At 61.6% G+C, this 15,378-nt stretch carries 14 protein-coding genes; 7 read left to right on the forward strand and 7 right to left on the reverse strand.

Translation table 11 applies throughout. The annotated features are described in order from the left end of the window. Positions 1 to 56 precede the first annotated feature (56 nt). From hflC to rpiA, 4 genes are all read right to left on the reverse strand, one after another. A complete protein-coding gene (hflC, locus tag ACS5RD_RS18275; protein WP_489928574.1) occupies positions 57 to 965 on the reverse strand; it encodes a protease modulator HflC in 909 nt (302 codons plus the stop codon). Next, on the reverse strand, positions 965 to 2,140 hold the full coding sequence (gene hflK, locus ACS5RD_RS18280) for an FtsH protease activity modulator HflK (protein WP_054004663.1): 1,176 nt from the start codon (positions 2,138 to 2,140) through the stop codon (positions 965 to 967). The genes hflC and hflK overlap by 1 nt, the downstream gene beginning before the upstream one ends. An 86-nt stretch (positions 2,141 to 2,226) precedes the next feature. Continuing rightward, complete coding sequence (gor, locus tag ACS5RD_RS18285; RefSeq protein WP_489928575.1) at positions 2,227 to 3,582, reverse strand: glutathione-disulfide reductase; 1,356 nt, start codon at positions 3,580 to 3,582, stop codon at positions 2,227 to 2,229. A gap of 1 nt (position 3,583) precedes the next feature. Then, on the reverse strand, positions 3,584 to 4,372 hold the full coding sequence (rpiA, locus tag ACS5RD_RS18290; RefSeq protein ID WP_054004665.1) for a ribose-5-phosphate isomerase RpiA: 789 nt from the start codon (positions 4,370 to 4,372) through the stop codon (positions 3,584 to 3,586). Between the two features lie 163 nt (positions 4,373 to 4,535). On the opposite strand from rpiA, the gene ACS5RD_RS18295 reads away from it, so the two are divergent. The 4 genes from ACS5RD_RS18295 (at position 4,536) to ACS5RD_RS18310 (ending at position 9,245) form a co-directional block, all read left to right on the forward strand. Next, entirely contained in the window at positions 4,536 to 5,864 is a 1,329-nt protein-coding gene (locus tag ACS5RD_RS18295) for an Nramp family divalent metal transporter (RefSeq protein ID WP_489928576.1), read from the forward strand. 211 nt (positions 5,865 to 6,075) lie between these two features. Beyond that, positions 6,076 to 6,714: a glutathione S-transferase family protein gene (locus ACS5RD_RS18300; protein WP_489928577.1), complete on the forward strand. Its 639-nt coding sequence runs from the start codon at positions 6,076 to 6,078 to the stop codon at positions 6,712 to 6,714. A 13-nt stretch (positions 6,715 to 6,727) separates the two neighbouring features. Beyond that, positions 6,728 to 8,107, forward strand: a complete 1,380-nt coding sequence (locus tag ACS5RD_RS18305) for an L-serine ammonia-lyase (RefSeq protein ID WP_489928578.1) — start codon at positions 6,728 to 6,730, stop codon at positions 8,105 to 8,107. A gap of 217 nt (positions 8,108 to 8,324) precedes the next feature. Beyond that, positions 8,325 to 9,245, forward strand: a complete 921-nt coding sequence (locus ACS5RD_RS18310) for a DMT family transporter (protein ID WP_489928579.1) — start codon at positions 8,325 to 8,327, stop codon at positions 9,243 to 9,245. Here ACS5RD_RS18310 and ACS5RD_RS18315 read toward each other — a convergent pair. Continuing rightward, the gene (locus ACS5RD_RS18315) at positions 9,202 to 9,858 is read right to left on the reverse strand and encodes a thiamine diphosphokinase (RefSeq protein ID WP_489928580.1); all 657 of its coding nucleotides are present in this window, start codon (positions 9,856 to 9,858) and stop codon (positions 9,202 to 9,204) included. The two genes, ACS5RD_RS18310 and ACS5RD_RS18315, sit on opposite strands and share 44 nt — an antisense overlap. Before the next feature lie 143 nt (positions 9,859 to 10,001). Between ACS5RD_RS18315 and ACS5RD_RS18320 the strand changes: the two genes are divergently transcribed. Further along, positions 10,002 to 12,620: a hypothetical protein gene (locus ACS5RD_RS18320; RefSeq protein ID WP_489928581.1), complete on the forward strand. Its 2,619-nt coding sequence runs from the start codon at positions 10,002 to 10,004 to the stop codon at positions 12,618 to 12,620. 86 nt (positions 12,621 to 12,706) lie between these two features. Here the strand turns inward: ACS5RD_RS18320 and ACS5RD_RS18325 are convergent, their stop codons facing one another. Both ACS5RD_RS18325 and ACS5RD_RS18330 read right to left on the reverse strand, forming a co-directional pair. Beyond that, complete coding sequence (locus ACS5RD_RS18325; protein ID WP_489928582.1) at positions 12,707 to 12,958, reverse strand: DUF2842 domain-containing protein; 252 nt, start codon at positions 12,956 to 12,958, stop codon at positions 12,707 to 12,709. 69 nt (positions 12,959 to 13,027) lie between these two features. Beyond that, a complete protein-coding gene (locus tag ACS5RD_RS18330) occupies positions 13,028 to 14,320 on the reverse strand; it encodes an adenylosuccinate synthase (protein ID WP_489928583.1) in 1,293 nt (430 codons plus the stop codon). A gap of 134 nt (positions 14,321 to 14,454) precedes the next feature. Between ACS5RD_RS18330 and ACS5RD_RS18335 the strand changes: the two genes are divergently transcribed. Together ACS5RD_RS18335 and ACS5RD_RS18340 are read left to right on the forward strand one after the other, a co-directional pair. Next, the gene (locus tag ACS5RD_RS18335) at positions 14,455 to 14,850 is read left to right on the forward strand and encodes a DUF6524 family protein (protein ID WP_054004673.1); all 396 of its coding nucleotides are present in this window, start codon (positions 14,455 to 14,457) and stop codon (positions 14,848 to 14,850) included. Continuing rightward, a complete protein-coding gene (locus ACS5RD_RS18340) occupies positions 14,850 to 15,230 on the forward strand; it encodes a VOC family protein (protein ID WP_489928584.1) in 381 nt (126 codons plus the stop codon). The genes ACS5RD_RS18335 and ACS5RD_RS18340 overlap by 1 nt, the downstream gene beginning before the upstream one ends. Positions 15,231 to 15,378 lie beyond the last annotated feature (148 nt).

The following is a 15,378-nucleotide window of genomic DNA, read 5'->3' on the forward strand; positions in this document are numbered from 1 at the left end:
GCAAAAGGGCCAGCGCAGACGCCAGCCCTTTCAAGTCGATCTGTCGCAGGCCGCGCTTACGGTTCTGCCGCAGGCGCAGCCGGGGCGGCAGGAGCCGCAACCGGCGGCTTCTCGCTGCGCAGATATTCAAAGAACTCGCTGTCCGGCTGCATCACCATCGACGAATTGCCCGCCTGCAACGCCCGTTCATACGAGGTCAAAGACCGGGTAAACGCGAAGAACTCCGGGTCTTTGCCAAAGGCTTCGGCATAGATCGCGTTGCGCTTTGCATCTGCCTCACCGCGGATCACTTCGGCCTCTTTGCTGGCCTGCGAGACGATCTCAACCTTCGAGCGTTCCGCCGCAGCCCGCACCCGCTGTGCCGCCTCGTTACCACGACCAATCTCGTCTGCCGCTTCGCGATCCCGCTCGGCCCGCATCCGCGCAAAGGTGGCTTCAAGGTTCTGTTCCGGCAGATCGGTGCGCGTCAGCCGCACGTCGATCACATCGACCCCAAGCCCTGCCGCTTTGGCGCGCGAATTGTCACGGATCTGGTTCATCAGCGAGGTGCGGTCTTCGGACAGCACCTTCTGGCTGTTCACCCCACCCAAAACCTCACGGATTTCGGCGTTGATGATCTTGTCAAGGTTGCTGCGCGCAGCCTCAATACCACCCGAACCCACGGCCCGGCGGAACGCTTCCAGATCAACGATCCGCCAGCGCGCAAACGCATCGACCACCAAGCGGCGATCATCCAGCGGTGTGACTTCCAAAGGCTGCGTCGGCAGGCCAAGGATGCGGTCGTCGTAACGGTAAACCTCCTGCACGAAGGGGATTTTGAAGCCCAGTCCGGGCTTGTCCACCACTTGCTTCACTTCACCAAACTGCAAAACCAGCACTTTTTCACGCTCGTCGACGATGAACACCGACGACAACAGCAAGGCCCCTGCAAGGATCAGGCCGGGAAGAATATAGATCGCACGCATCAGTTCGACCCTCCGGTTGGGGTTGCAGGTTTGGTCAGACCCTCCAGCGGCAGATAGGGCAACACACCCTGCCCGTCTTTGCCCGAGACGCCATCCAGGATCACCTTGTTCATCCCGCCCAGCACTTTCTCCATCGTTTCCAGATACATCCGCTTGCGCGTCACTTCCGGGGCCTTGATATATTCGGCGTAGATCGACGAGAAGCGGCTTGCTTCCCCTTCGGCGTTGTTCACCACCTGCGCCTGATAACCACGCGCATCTTCCAACAACTGCGCCGCTTGCCCGCGTGAGGCCGCGCCAATCGTGTTGGCATAAGCGTCGGCTTCTTTTTCCAGACGGTCGCGCTCTTGCTGCGCCGCCTGCACTTTGCGGAAGCTGTCGATGACTTCGCGCGGCGGGTCGGCCTTGTCAAAGTTCACCCGGATCACGTTGATCCCGGCATCATAGCTGTTCAGCGTGCCTTGAATCGCCGTCATCACTTCCGAGGCGATCACGCCCCGGTCGCGGTTCAACACCGGAGACAGTTCCGAGCGCGCAATGATATCGCGCATCGCAGATTCGGAAACCGCGCGGATGGTGTCCTCAGGATCGGCGAGGTTGAACAGGAACTTCGACGGATCAGCGATGTTCCAGACCACCTGAAACTCGATATCGACGATGTTCTGATCGCGGGTCAGCATCAGACCGTTATCCAACTCGCCCGCCACGCCATTGCCAATATCAGTGGTGCGCTGCTTGCGCGCCTCAACGATTTCCGCCGTCATCACCGGCCAAGGCGCGAAATGCAGGCCTTCCTCGGTCACGCCACTGAACTTGCCCAGCATCAGCGTCACCGCTTGTTCTTCCGGCTTCACCGAATAGGCCGAGGCATAAACCCAGACGCCCAGCGCCACAATCGCGCCCAAAGCCAAGCCTTGCTTGGTGAACATCGCCCCACCCGGCCCGCCCGCGCCCGCAGGCCCACGACCATTGCCACCACCGCGCCCGCCCATCAGCACGCGCAGATGTTCCTGGCCTTTCTTCATCAGTTCATCAATTTCGGGCATCTGCGGACCCTCGCCCGGTTTGCGCCCACCCGGACGCTGCCCCGGACGGTCGCCCTCTGGCCGCTGGCCATTCCGGTCATCCCCACCAGAACCGCCATTTCCGCCCCAAGGGCCGCCACTACCCGCCATTGATCAACCTTTCGTTTTTTACGTTGCTGCTGAATTGGGCATGAATGACGCGGAAATCAAGCAGATAGACCGCGAAAATTGCCGCATCAGACCACTCTTACCGGCTTTCGCATCGTCACAAGTTCTTCCGACACCGTCGGATGCACCGCCACCGTGCGATCAAAATCCGCCTTCGAAGCACCCATCTTGATCGCAATCGCCGCCAGCTGGATCATCTCCCCCGCGCCCGCGCCCACGATATGGCAGCCCAAAACCCGCTGCGACGCCTGATCCACCACCAGCTTCATCAACACCCGATCCTGCCGACCCGCGAACAGGCTTTTCATCGGCCGGAAGCTGGCTGAAAAAATCTCAATCGGCCCATTCCCCTTGGCGGCTTCTTCCGAAAGCCCCACGGTGCCCAGTTCCGGCTGGGTAAACACCGCCGAGGCCACCAGTTCGTGATCGGCCTTGGTCGGCACACCCCTGAAAACCGTGTCGGCAAAAGCATGGCCCTCGCGGATCGCCACTGGCGTCAGGTTAATCCGGTCCGTGACATCGCCCACCGCATAGATCGACGGCACAGCGGTCTGCGACCACTCATCGACCGAAATCTGCCCGCGCGCGCCAAGGTCAACGCCCAAAGCCTCCAGCCCCATACCGCCCGAATTAGGCTTCCGCCCGGTAGCATACATCACCAGATCAACCTCGCGCGCCTTGCCATCGGTGCCCTGCGCGACGATGCCGTCCGCCCCCTGCTCCAGCCGCGCCACATCGACACCGCATTGAATATCAATCCCGCGCGCGCCCATCGCCGCCGCCACCAATCCCCGCGCCTCATCATCAAAGCCGCGCAAGATCGACGCCCCGCGATACATCATCGTCACCTGCACGCCCAAACCATGCAGGATACAGGCGAACTCGCTGGCGATATAGCCCCCGCCAACCACCAGCGCCCGCTTCGGCAAAGCCGGAAGGTGGAACATCTCATTCGAGGTCACCGCCAACTCACCGCCCGGCACCGCTGGCACAAAAGGCCGCCCGCCCGTGGCAATCAGAATATGCTTGACGCTGAACTCCTCACCCGAGGCCAACCGCACCCGATGCGGATCGACCACCACCGCGCGGGCATCATAGATCGTCACCCCGGCATTCAGCAGCGTGCTGCGATACGCGCCCTCCAGCCGATCCAATTCCTTGTCCAGCGTGCCGCGAAACCGCGTCCAGTCGAACGCGCCGACCTGCACATCCCAGCCGTAAGCCCGCGCATCCTGCACTTCCTCAGGATATTCCGAGGCAAACACCATCAGCTTCTTCGGCACACAGCCCCGGATCACACAGGTCCCGCCCATCCGGCTTTCCTCGGCCAGCGCCACCTTCGCGCCACCCTCCGCAGAAGCAATCCGCGCCGCCCGCACCCCGCCCGAGCCACCACCGATGACGAAAAGATCGTAGTCGAACACGTTATTCCCCCAGATCAGCGAAGATATTGTCCGTCGGTGCAAACAAAATCCGCTCGTCCGTCTCAGACCCCGAGTTGATATCGCGCACCGTCACTCTGCCATCGCCGTGGCCAATGATCACGATGTCACAGATATCTATGAACAGCCCGTTTTCAACCACACCCGGAATTTGGTTCAACACCAAGGCCAACTGACGCGGATTGCCGATCCGCTTCAGATGCAGATCGAGGATGTAATTGCTCTCGTCTGTCACCAGCGGGCGGTCGCCATTCATTCGCAGGGTCACATCGCGCGCCAGCACATCCATCGACACCAGCATTTCCTCGACCAAAGCCTTAGAGGTCTGCCAGCCGAACGGAATGATCTCAATCGGCAGCGGAAACGCCCCCAACTGCTGCACTTCCTTCGCCGCATCGGCGATCACGATCATCAGATCGGATGCCGTCGCCACGATCTTCTCCTGCAGCAACGCCGCCCCGCCGCCCTTGATCAGCGCAAGGTTCTGGTCAAACTCATCCGCACCATCAATCGTCACGTCGAGCCACTTCGCCTCATCCAGCGAGGTGACATGAATCCCCACCTGCCGCGCCAACTCGGCGGTGCGGGTCGAGGTCGGCACTCCGACAATCTTCAACCCCTCCTCACGCACGCGCTCGCCCAGACAGCGCACCATCCATGCGGCGGTCGATCCGGTGCCTAAGCCCACCTTCATACCGCTTTCAATGAAATCCACCGCCCGTTTGGCGGCAACGAATTTGGCTTTGTCGATGGGGGAAAGATCGGCTGGCATGTGATTTCCTCAGTCTGATGCGCCCATTGGGCCGCGGGCTGCTTGGGCTGTTGCGCCCTTATAGGCAAACCCGCCCGACGGGGCGAGAGGGGAATCACTTGGCCCTTGACAGACTCGCCCGCAAAGCTACATTGCGAATAATTCTCAATGTCAGAAAGCCGCCATGAACTCCCTCTTCGATCTGCGCAACGACTGGAAGCAACCGCGCGGCGATGCCGCCCTCGCTGACGTCCACCGCTCGGTGCAACTGCCGAAAGGCACATGGCGCCGCTTCGCCGCTTTCCTCGGCCCCGGCTATATGGTGGCGGTGGGCTATATGGACCCCGGCAACTGGGCGACCTCGCTCGCGGGTGGCTCCAAATTCGGCTACACCCTGCTGGTGGTGGCGCTGATTTCCAACCTGATGGCGATCGTGCTGCAATCGCTCTGCGCCCGCCTCGCCATCGCCTCGGGTCGTGATCTGGCGCAAGCCTGCCGCGACGCCTTCCCGCGCTTTGTTTCAATCCCGCTCTGGCTCGCCGCAGAAATCGCCATCATCGCCACCGACATTGCCGAGGTGATCGGCACCGCCATCGGTCTGAACCTGCTGTTCGGCATCCCGCTCGAACTCGGCGTGCTGATCACCGCCCTCGACGTGTTCCTGATCCTCTGGCTGCAAACCAAAGGCTTCCGCTGGCTGGAGGCCTTCATCATCACGCTTCTGGGCGTGATCGCCGTCTGCTTTGGGCTCCAGATCGCGATGGCCGATCCCGATTGGGCAGGCGTGATCAAAGGCTTCGCCCCCACCACCGAGATTCTGCGCAACCCAGAAATGCTCTATCTTGCGCTGGGTATCCTCGGGGCCACCGTGATGCCGCACAACCTCTACCTGCACTCCGCCATCGTGCAGACCCGCGATTACGGCGACAGCATCGAGGAAAAACGGGAGGCGCTGAAATTCGCCACCATCGACAGCACCGTCGCTCTTTGCTTCGCGCTGTTGATCAACGCCTCGATCCTGATCCTCGCCGCCGCCTCGTTCCATGCCACAGGCCAGACCGAGGTCGCAGAACTCGGCGACGCCCACCAACTGCTCGGCCCATTGCTCGGCTCTGGCATCGCGCCCTCCCTATTCGCCATCGCCCTCTTGGCCTGTGGTTTAAACTCAACCGTCACCGCCACCCTCGCAGGTCAAGCCGTGATGGAAGGCTTCCTGCAAATCCGGCTGCCGCCATGGCTGCGCCGCCTGATCACCCGCGCCATCGCCATCATCCCCGCCGCCGGAGTGACTCTCTATTACGGCAGCGCGGGCACCGGGCGATTGCTCATCCTCACCCAAGTCATCCTGTCGCTGCAACTTTCCTTCGCCGTGGTGCCCTTGGTGATGTTCACCGCCAACCGCGCCAAAATGGGTGCGCTCGCCGCCCCACGCTGGCTGGTGGCGCTGGCCATCCTGATCGCCGTGGTGATCATCGCGCTGAACGCCAAACTGCTGTGGGATTTCATCAGCTAGCCCACAGCCAAATTGCTAAAACTTATCTAAAATTTGCTTTCATCTTGGCGAAAATATCCCACGGGGGTGCGGGGGTGTGAAACCCCCGCGAACCTTTGGGCAGAACGCCCCGTATCAGAACCGCCGCCGCCGCTGCACACCAAAAAGTGTCGGTTTTCGCATGGTATCCCTCCCGCCTTCCGCCATACTGCGGCGAAATGAGGAGCCCGCGATGTATGTTCTGCACCACACACCCGACTCGGCAGCCCTGATCGTCCGATTGGTGCTAGAGGAGCTCGGCCTGCCCTACCAGATCGCCTCGCTCGACCGCGAAGGCGGCGCGCTCGACAGCCCCAGCTACCGTAAACTGCAACCCCTGGGCAAAATCCCCGCGCTGGAAACCCCCGATGGCACCATGTTTGAAACCGCCGCGATCCTGCTGCATCTGTCCGAAATCACTGGCAAGCTCGCGCCCGCTCCGAACACGCCCGAACGCGGCCAATTCCTGAAATGGCTGTTCTTCACCTCCAGCAACCTGCACCCAACTGCGATGGTCTACTACTACCCGCATCGCGTCGCAGGCCCGGAAAACGCCGACGCCGCCAAGGCGCAAGCCGCTGCGACCCTGAAATCGCTGGTAAAGACCCTTGATGACATGGTCGCCCTAGAGGCCCCCGACTGGCTCTCAACCGCCCCTTCCATCCTTGGCTATTACATCGCCGTGCTGATGCGTTGGCTGTTCGAGCCGTGCCCCGCAACCGACTATCCCGCCTTGCACAAAATCCTGCTCGCCTTGGAGACCCGCCCCGCAGCCATTGCTTGCGCGCAGGCCGAAGGCTTGGGCGACATGATGTTCTCGAACCCCTATTGATCGGACCGCCCCTATGTTCCTCTCCGTTTTCGACATGTTCAAAGTCGGCGTCGGCCCGTCCTCGTCGCACACCATGGGGCCAATGGTTGCCGCCGCTCGCTTTCTCGATCTGATGCGCACCTCGCCGTTCAAATTCGGCGGCGTCAAAGCCTCGTTGCACGGCAGCCTCGCCTTCACCGGCATCGGTCACGCCACCGATCGCGCCACCATTTTGGGCCTCGCAGGCTTCCACCCCGCCACCTATGACGCCGCGAAAGCCGAAACCACCCTTGCGGCGATCAGCGAGACGCACACCATCCACGCAGACGGCCTGCCGCCTTTGCACTTCAATCCCAAAGCCGACCTGACCTTTGATTACGGCCCAGCTTTGCCGGGCCACGCCAATGGCATGGTGCTGAAAGCCACCGACGCCCAAGGCGACGTGATCTTGCAGGAAACCTACTATTCCATCGGCGGCGGCTTCGTGCTGAGTGCTGGTGAGTTGACGGAGGCAGGCGCTGGCAAAGCCAAGACCAAAGCCGACGTGCCCTACCCTTTTGAAACGGGTGACGAAATGATGGCGATGGCAAAGGCGTCTGGCCTCTCCATCGCGCAAATGAAACTCGCCAACGAACTGAAATTCCGCTCCAAAGCCGAGATCGACCAAGGCATCGCCCGACTGTGGCAAGTGATGAACGACTGCATCTCGCGCGGCATGGAGGGCACCGGCATCCTGCCGGGTGGCCTAAAAGTCCGCCGCCGTGCCAAAGGCATCCACGACGCTTTGCTGGCTGAACGCGGGTTGAACATGACCGCGCCCCACACCATCAACGACTGGATGAGCCTCTATGCGATGGCGGTAAACGAAGAAAACGCCGCCGGCGGCCAAGTCGTCACCGCCCCCACCAACGGGGCTGCTGGCGTATTGCCTGCCGTGCTGCGCTATTACCTTGACCACGTCCCCGGCGCTTCCACCTCGAAAATCGCCGAATTCCTGCTGACCGCCTCCGCCATCGGCGGCCTCTGCAAACACAACGCCAGCATCTCGGGTGCGGAATGTGGTTGCCAAGCCGAAGTAGGCTCCGCCGCCGCAATGGCCTCCGCCGCCCTTGCCGCCGTTTTGGGTGGCACGGTGATGCAAGTCGAGAACGCCGCCGAAATCGCGCTGGAGCATCACCTCGGCATGACCTGTGATCCCGTCGCTGGCCTCGTGCAGGTGCCTTGCATCGAGCGCAACGGTCTGGGTGCGATCAAAGCCGTCTCCGCCGCCTCCCTCGCCCTGCGCGGCGACGGCGAGCATCTGGTGTCACTGGATGTCTGCATCGAGACCATGCGCCAAACCGGCAATGACATGCATGAGAAGTACAAAGAAACCTCGCTGGGTGGCCTTGCTGTCAACGTGCCAAACTGCTGAGAAGGTGATCTGGTAGAGCCGCAAAGCGGCAAGAGTTTTCCCTTCCCCCGGCTTCCCGCCGGGATGAAGGGGCTGCCGCCGCGATAAGATTGAGACCCTGCGCTTGGGGTTCGGGAAGTTATTGAGTATTTTCAAAAGAGCAACTCCCAGACCCGCAGCGCCATCCATAGTCGTTTTCAGACAGGACGCATCCCGCTCGCCCGTCTAGCGATAACGCATGACAAACGACCGCATCCTTCCCGGCATCCTGTTAATGCTCGCCTTTTGTGTGCTGGCCCCGTTGCTCGACACCGCCTCAAAACTTGCCACCGCCGCGATCCCGGTCGGTCAAATCACCACCGCGCGTTTTCTAGTGCAAGGGGCGCTGATGCTGCCCATTGCTTTGCTGATGCGGCTGCCTTTGCGTATCTCGCCCAAAACCACCGCGCTGATCACTCTGCGCGCGGTCTTTCTGATCGCCTCGACCTACGGCTTTGTCGCAGGCGTGCAAGTCATGCCGATCGCCGATGCCCTCGCCATCGTGTTCATCGAGCCGTTCATCCTGCTGATCCTCGGCTATGTCCTGTTCGGCAACCCGGTCGGCCCCCGCCGCATCGCAGCTTCTGTCGTGGGATTTGCAGGCGCGCTCTTGGTGATCCAGCCCTCGCTGACCCATTACGGCACAGCCGCACTTTACCCGCTGGTCTCGGCGTTCTGCTTTGCCTTCTACATGCTGATCACCCAGGCCATCGCCACTGGGATGCATCCCGTGACCCAACAGTTGCACACCTCGATCGCTGGCAGCCTGCTCTGCCTGCCCGTGATGCTGTGGGCCAATGGCACTGGCATCACCGAACTTGATCCCGTCATGCCGCAGGGTCTGAACTGGCTTTGGCTGTTCGGCGTCGGCTTTTGGGCGGCGGCAAGCCATATGTGCATGACCGTGGCACTGAAATGCGCCCCCGCCTCCACCCTCGCGCCCTTGCACTATCTGGAGATCGTCACCGCAGTGACCCTCGGCTATCTGGTGTTCGGTGATTTCCCCAATGCGCTGACTTGGGCAGGCATCGTGATCATCGTCGCCTCTGGCCTTTACATCATCCACCGCGAGCGGATCACGCTACACCAAGCCCGTTCAGTGCTGCCGCCAGAGATTTGATCGGCAAGATCACCAACATCTTCTGCGCCGAGAACCGCAACTCCACCGGGCCTGACACCTCATTCGAGGTGCCAATCATCCCATCCGGGGCGAAATCCAAACCCTGCAACGGCCAGCGCAGCCCTTCGCTTTCCCCCGTCACCTGCGCCATCGGGAACAGCGAGAACCGCGAGCCCAGCGGCAAATTCAACTGCATCTGCAAAGGCGCCAAAAAGATCACATCCTGCGGCGACAGCACCAGACAGCGCTGATCGGGCGCGCGCACCAAAGCGTTCAGCACCGCCAAGCCATGATCCAGCCGCGCCCCTGCGAATCCGATCCCCAGCACGAACGGTGCCCGGATCGAGCGCAGAGCCTTGTCAAAATCGGTGGTTATTTGTTCGGCAATCGGAAACAACCGCCCCGCCAGCCGCGCCTGCGCTGCAGCACTGATCGAATCGAAGTCGCCAATCACCGCTTCAGGCTCCACCCCCAGCGCCAAAAGCCGGTCCGCCCCGCCATCAGCCCCAACAATCCTTGGGGCTAACCGCAGCGCACGGGTAAGCTGCGCTTTGCCGAACGGCCCACCGCCCGCCAAAGTTACCCCCTGCAAAGAGTCGACAATCACCTGCATAATCCCGATACTGTTCTTCTAATTGCGGCACAAACCCCGTGCGGTGAACACAATCAATCCTTCAAATTACCCTGTTCTGTCCACGGAATTGAACAAAGCGCAGTGCAGGTTGGCGACGTGAACTTTGTAAAGGCGGCATCCCGATGATCGGTGCAAGTAAAATTCTTACCGTTTCTTACGGAACTTTCAGCTGCACGCTGGAAGGGTTCGATGAGCCTTTCAACACCATGAAGGCCATCGCCGAATATTTCCGTGATCTCGCCGCCGAAGACCGCTATTTTGGCGCCGAACCGCCCACCCCCGATGCCGCCATGCTGCACCGCATTGCCGAGCGCGAAATCCAGCGCCGGGTTGAGGCGAAAATCCAAGACAATGGCGTGATCCTGCGGGCTGGTGATACCGAAGCGCCTGCGCTCGCCGCCCCGATTGTTGCCCCCCCCATCTCCCCCCCGACAGTCACCGCTGCCGCGAACCTGGATGCCAATGGCGAATCCGTCGCCGAACGCCTGTCCCGCCTGCGCGCCGCCCAATCCGCTCCGATGGCTGCCGAACCCACCATTCACCACATCGCCGAAGCCGCCGCTATCGCCGACGACAGCTATAGCGAAGACCAACATTCCGACGACATTCTGGCCAATATTGCCGCTTTGGCAGCGCCTGAAGCTCCCTCGGAAACCCCTGTCGAAGCGGATACAACCGAGCCGCGCTACGCTCTCGAACCCGGCGATCTGATCGCCGCAGAAATCACGCCTGATCACCAAGATGCATCAGAATCCGAGATCGAGCCGCAAGATCTTGCCGACCTCGCCGCGTTGGATGCGCCACGCCCCAACGCCGCCCCCCTGGATACCGCAGCAGACACCAGCGCAGCTTTGCCCGCAGCCCAAGAGAGCTATGACGAAGACCCTGCCTTGCAGAACGACGGCTCCGCCGATCTTGCCGCCGCCTTCGCAGATGATCTGCCCGCAGCCGAAAGCCTGATCACCACCGAAAGCCTGATCGCTGTCGAAGACCCGGTGATCGAAGATTTTGCAGCGGCTGTGCAAGACGCGCCCGCCGCCGAAGACTATGACGACGAAATCCTCGCTGATCTGCTGCCCGAACACGATCCGATTGCCGAAGCGGCGGCCTATGCCGATGAAGACATGTTGGCCTCACTTGGCGCTCTGATCGCCGAGAACGATCTAATCCAGCCCGAAACTGATGCAGTCGCACCCATATCAGAGCCGCTGATCGCGGTTTCCGATGCAGTATCTGAAGACACCCTGTCAGAAGACGCACTGCCAGAAGCTGTTGATGCAGCAGAAGACGATGCGGAAGATGACATCCTGCTCGCCAGCCTGCCCACAGCCGCAGAAGTCAGCCCCGAAATCTCTGTCGCCCCGGAAATCCAACCGGAACCAGAAACCCAAGCCGCCGCGGCAGCTTTCCCAGAAACCGCCCGCGAACCCGGCGAGAAAATCCAGCGGGCCCGCGCCCGTGTAATCAAAATCCGCCGCGCCGATGCACCGCGCGCACCCGAAACTGCTCAAGCCGAACCTGCTCAAACCGCACCGCAAACCTCGCTGCTGTCCCCCGAGGCCGAGGCAGCACTACAAGCCGAACTCGCCGCGCTTGAGGCCGAGATCCCGGCAGCATCCGCCCCAGTGCGCCCGACCCGCCCCGTGCGTCACCTGACGCCGCGCCCGATTGAAACCAGCTTTGACGACGACGATCATCTCGCCGCCGCCCTGGCCGATGCGCCTGTCGCTGACGCGCCAGCCGCAGAAATGCTGCCAGAGATCACCCCCGCAGCGGATGCCGTCGCGGCACTGCTGGCCTCCACCACGCCCGCAGAAGTCGAAACACCTACTGAATCCGAAGCCCAACCGCAGCCGGCGCATCACGCCGAAGGTCGCAAACTGCTAGAAACCGAATCGGATGACGATGCCGTCACCCGGCTGATGGCCGCCACCAACTCCGTGATGGACGACGAAGAAAGCCGCCGCCGCCACTCGGCGATCTCGCATCTGAAAGCCGCCGTCGCCGCGACTGAGGCCGAACGCCAGATCAAAGCCGCCAACCCCGGTCGCCAACAACCCGATCGCCAAGACATCTATCGCCACGATCTGGAAAGCGTTGTCCGCCCCAAGCCCGCCGACAGCAGCATCGAAACCCGCGCCGCAGCCAATGCCGAACGCCTGACGCCGCTGGTTCTCGTCTCCGAACAGCGCATTGATCGCGCCAAACCCGCCGCCGCCCCCTTTGTGGCCACTGCCGCCTTTGTGGCCCCCGCGATCCTGACGCCCTCGGCCCCGGCCAGCCCGCGCGTGGTGATGCCGGTGCGCCCGCGCCGCGTCAGTGGTGCCGCCAGCATGGCCGCGATGCAAGCGATGCCCGATGAAGACAGCCTGATCGGCGACGCAACTGACGATCTGGACGACGAAGACCTGCTCGCCGCCGAAGATGAGGGCAATTTCTTCGCCGAGGGCCAAAACTTCGCCGATTTCGCCGAGAAACTTGGCGCAAATTCCTTGGCCGAACTTCTGGAAGCCTCAGCTGTCTACTGCACGCAAGTGCTGGGCCGCCCGAACTTCAGCCGCCCCCTTGTGATACGCCAGCTAGACTCCCTGATCGACGAACCAGATCACCAACGCGAAGACTGTCTGCGCGCTTTCGGCACCCTGCTGCGGCAAGGTCGCATCGCGAAAATTAAGCGTGGCCAATTTGCCATGACTGAGCGTTCGCCCTTGCTGGCGGAAGCGCTTCGCTTTACCGCCTAAGCCAAGAGAACAGGGCCGAGGCTGCCACTCGCGCCCCACAAAACAGCCGGAACATTGGGGAATGTTCCGGCTGTTTTCATGTCTGATCAGAGTTTACGATCAATAGGGGCGTCAGGCGCGGGGTTAGCCTCAGGATCGGGCTGGCCCACCCCCAAAAACACCGATTTGAACGGCAATATCCACGCCACGCCCAAAAACAGATAGGCCGGAACCTCAGCCCAGATTGGCAATCGATCAATCTTGTCGATCAGATTGACCGCCACCACGACATAAATCGGCATCCCCACCAGAAGGATCAGCAAAGACCACCGCTTACGGGCCTTGTAACTCAGCGCCATCGCCATCTCCTGAAACCAAAACGCCCCCTGCACGACAGCAGGGGGCGTGGTGTAAGCTAAACCGCAAGATCAATCCGCAAAGGGATCGGTCACCAGAATCGTATCGTCCCGCTCAGGCGAGGTCGACAGCAGCGCCACCGGACATTGGATCAATTCCTCAATCCGCCGCACATATTTGATCGCAGCCCCCGGCAGATCGGCCCAAGACCGCGCGCCTGCGGTGTTCTCGCTCCAACCTTCCATTTCCTCATAGATCGGCGTGCAACGGGCCTGCTGATCGGCAGCGGTCGGCAAATAATCCAGCCGCACCCCATCCAGATCATAGCCCACACAAATCTTCAGCACCGGGAAACCATCCAGCACATCCAACTTGGTCAGCGCAATCCCCGACACGCCTGACGTTGCACAGGTCTGCCGCACCAACACCGCATCAAACCAGCCGCAACGCCGCTTACGCCCGGTCACGGTGCCAAATTCATGGCCCCGCTCGCCCAAACGCGCGCCATCGGCATCGAACAGCTCTGCCGGGAACGGGCCTTCACCGACCCTGGTCGTATAGGCCTTCACGATGCCCAACACGAAATCAATCGCCGTCGGCCCTAACCCCGTGCCCGTCGCCGCCTGCCCCGCAATCACGTTGGATGAGGTCACAAACGGATAAGTCCCGAAATCAATATCCAGCAACGCCCCCTGTGCGCCCTCGAACAAAATCCGTTTTCCGGCCTTGCGCGCCTCGGTCAGCACCTTCCACACCGGTTTCGCATAGGGCAAAACCTGCGGCGCAATCGCGCGCAATGCGTCAAGCAGCGCCGCGCGGTCAATCGGCGCGATCCCCAGCCCCCGACGCAAGGCATCATGGTGGCCCATCAAACGATCCACCCGCGTCGCCAACGTCGTCTCATCCGCCAGATCGGCCACCCGAATGGCGCGCCGACCCACCTTATCCTCATAAGCCGGGCCAATGCCGCGCCCAGTGGTGCCAATCTTAGCCACCCCGGTCTGGCCCTCGCGCGCCCGGTCCAACTCGCCATGAACCGGCAAGATCAGCGACGCATTCTCGGCAAGCATCAGATTTTCAGGTGTAATATCAACGCCCTGCCCGCGCAGTTTTTCAATCTCGGTCACCAGATGCCACGGATCAACCACCACGCCGTTGCCAATGACCGACAGCTTGCCGCCGCGCACAATCCCCGAGGGCAGCAGCGACAGCTTATAAACCTTGCCATCAATTACCAGCGTATGCCCGGCGTTATGCCCGCCCTGAAAACGCGCAATCACATCGGCCCGCTCTGAGAGCCAGTCGACGATTTTCCCCTTACCTTCGTCGCCCCACTGGGCTCCGACGACAACAACATTGGCCACGGCATATCCTTCGCGTTTTGGAAAAACCGCGCGACCTATAGCGACACCTGCACCGCGATGAAACCGCTAAATCACGCGGGCGGCTGGACAGACCGCCGCAGATACGCCACCAAAGACCAAACGAGGGGGAAAACATGGGCATTATCCTGCGCTGGCTTGGGGCATTCATCCTGCTATCGGCCACCTACAACCCAACCCAAATCAACTTCACCCGCTGGGCCGAGGCAAACTGGCAGACCCAAATGCCGCTGACCATCCTGCTCGGCCTGCTGCTCGGCGTCGGCTACATGATCTACATCGGTGCCACCCTGCGCTCGATCGGCGCCTTCGGCATCATTCTGGTTGGTGCCATCGTGGCCGCCCTCGTCTGGGTGCTGATCGACTACCAAATCCTCACCCTGCAAAACCCCTCCCTCAACCTGTGGCTCGGCATCTTCGCCCTCTCGGTCGTCCTAGGCATCGGTCTGTCGTGGAGCATCATCCGCCAGCGGCTGTCGGGCCAAGCCACGGTGGACGAGGTGCAGGAATAATGCTGCTCTACATCACCCTTGGCACCAACGATATCGCCCGCGCCAAACGCTTTTACGACGCCACCCTCGCCCCCATAGGCCTGCATTTCATGGGCGAGTTTGACAGTGAAATTGGCTACGGCCCCACCGGCGCAGCAAGCCCCCTCGTCTGGATCAACCCGCCCTATGACGGCAACCCCGCCACCGTCGGCAACGGCTCGATGCCCGCCTTCGCAGCCCAAACCCGCGCCGCCGTCGATGCCTTCCACAAAGCCGCCCTCAGCCACGGCGGCCGCGACGAAGGCACCCCCGGCCTGCGCTACAGCCCGAATTTCTACAGCTGCTACGTCCGCGACCCCGACGGCAACAAACTCTCCGCCGTCTGCACTGCGCCAGAATAGCGCCCCGCCACAACCATTCACATTGGCTTAATTATCCCCGCCGGAGGCTTCCCACATCAATGTCGCATGCCTCCGGCGACCGGATTGCAAGCAATCCGTTTGGATATTTGAGCGCAGAGGATGACCAAGAGCCGCCGAAGGGCTTGCA

The organism is Cypionkella sp. PAMC25878 (genome assembly GCF_058135695.1).

What these genes read in the sequence shown, in the direction of transcription:
- hflC (WP_489928574.1), bottom strand. Translation starts at nt 965, where the DNA reads ATGCGTGCGATCTATATTCTTCCCGGCCTGATCCTTGCAGGGGCCTTG.
- ACS5RD_RS18325 (WP_489928582.1), bottom strand. Translation starts at nt 12,958, where the DNA reads ATGGCGCTGAGTTACAAGGCCCGTAAGCGGTGGTCTTTGCTGATCCTT.
- ACS5RD_RS18300 (WP_489928577.1), top strand. Translation starts at nt 6,076, where the DNA reads ATGTATGTTCTGCACCACACACCCGACTCGGCAGCCCTGATCGTCCGA.
- ACS5RD_RS18340 (WP_489928584.1), top strand. Translation starts at nt 14,850, where the DNA reads ATGCTGCTCTACATCACCCTTGGCACCAACGATATCGCCCGCGCCAAA.
- ACS5RD_RS18310 (WP_489928579.1), top strand. Translation starts at nt 8,325, where the DNA reads ATGACAAACGACCGCATCCTTCCCGGCATCCTGTTAATGCTCGCCTTT.
- ACS5RD_RS18315 (WP_489928580.1), bottom strand. Translation starts at nt 9,858, where the DNA reads ATGCAGGTGATTGTCGACTCTTTGCAGGGGGTAACTTTGGCGGGCGGT.
- ACS5RD_RS18335 (WP_054004673.1), top strand. Translation starts at nt 14,455, where the DNA reads ATGGGCATTATCCTGCGCTGGCTTGGGGCATTCATCCTGCTATCGGCC.
- ACS5RD_RS18320 (WP_489928581.1), top strand. Translation starts at nt 10,002, where the DNA reads ATGATCGGTGCAAGTAAAATTCTTACCGTTTCTTACGGAACTTTCAGC.
- rpiA (WP_054004665.1), bottom strand. Translation starts at nt 4,372, where the DNA reads ATGCCAGCCGATCTTTCCCCCATCGACAAAGCCAAATTCGTTGCCGCC.
- ACS5RD_RS18295 (WP_489928576.1), top strand. Translation starts at nt 4,536, where the DNA reads ATGAACTCCCTCTTCGATCTGCGCAACGACTGGAAGCAACCGCGCGGC.
- hflK (WP_054004663.1), bottom strand. Translation starts at nt 2,140, where the DNA reads ATGGCGGGTAGTGGCGGCCCTTGGGGCGGAAATGGCGGTTCTGGTGGG.
- ACS5RD_RS18305 (WP_489928578.1), top strand. Translation starts at nt 6,728, where the DNA reads ATGTTCCTCTCCGTTTTCGACATGTTCAAAGTCGGCGTCGGCCCGTCC.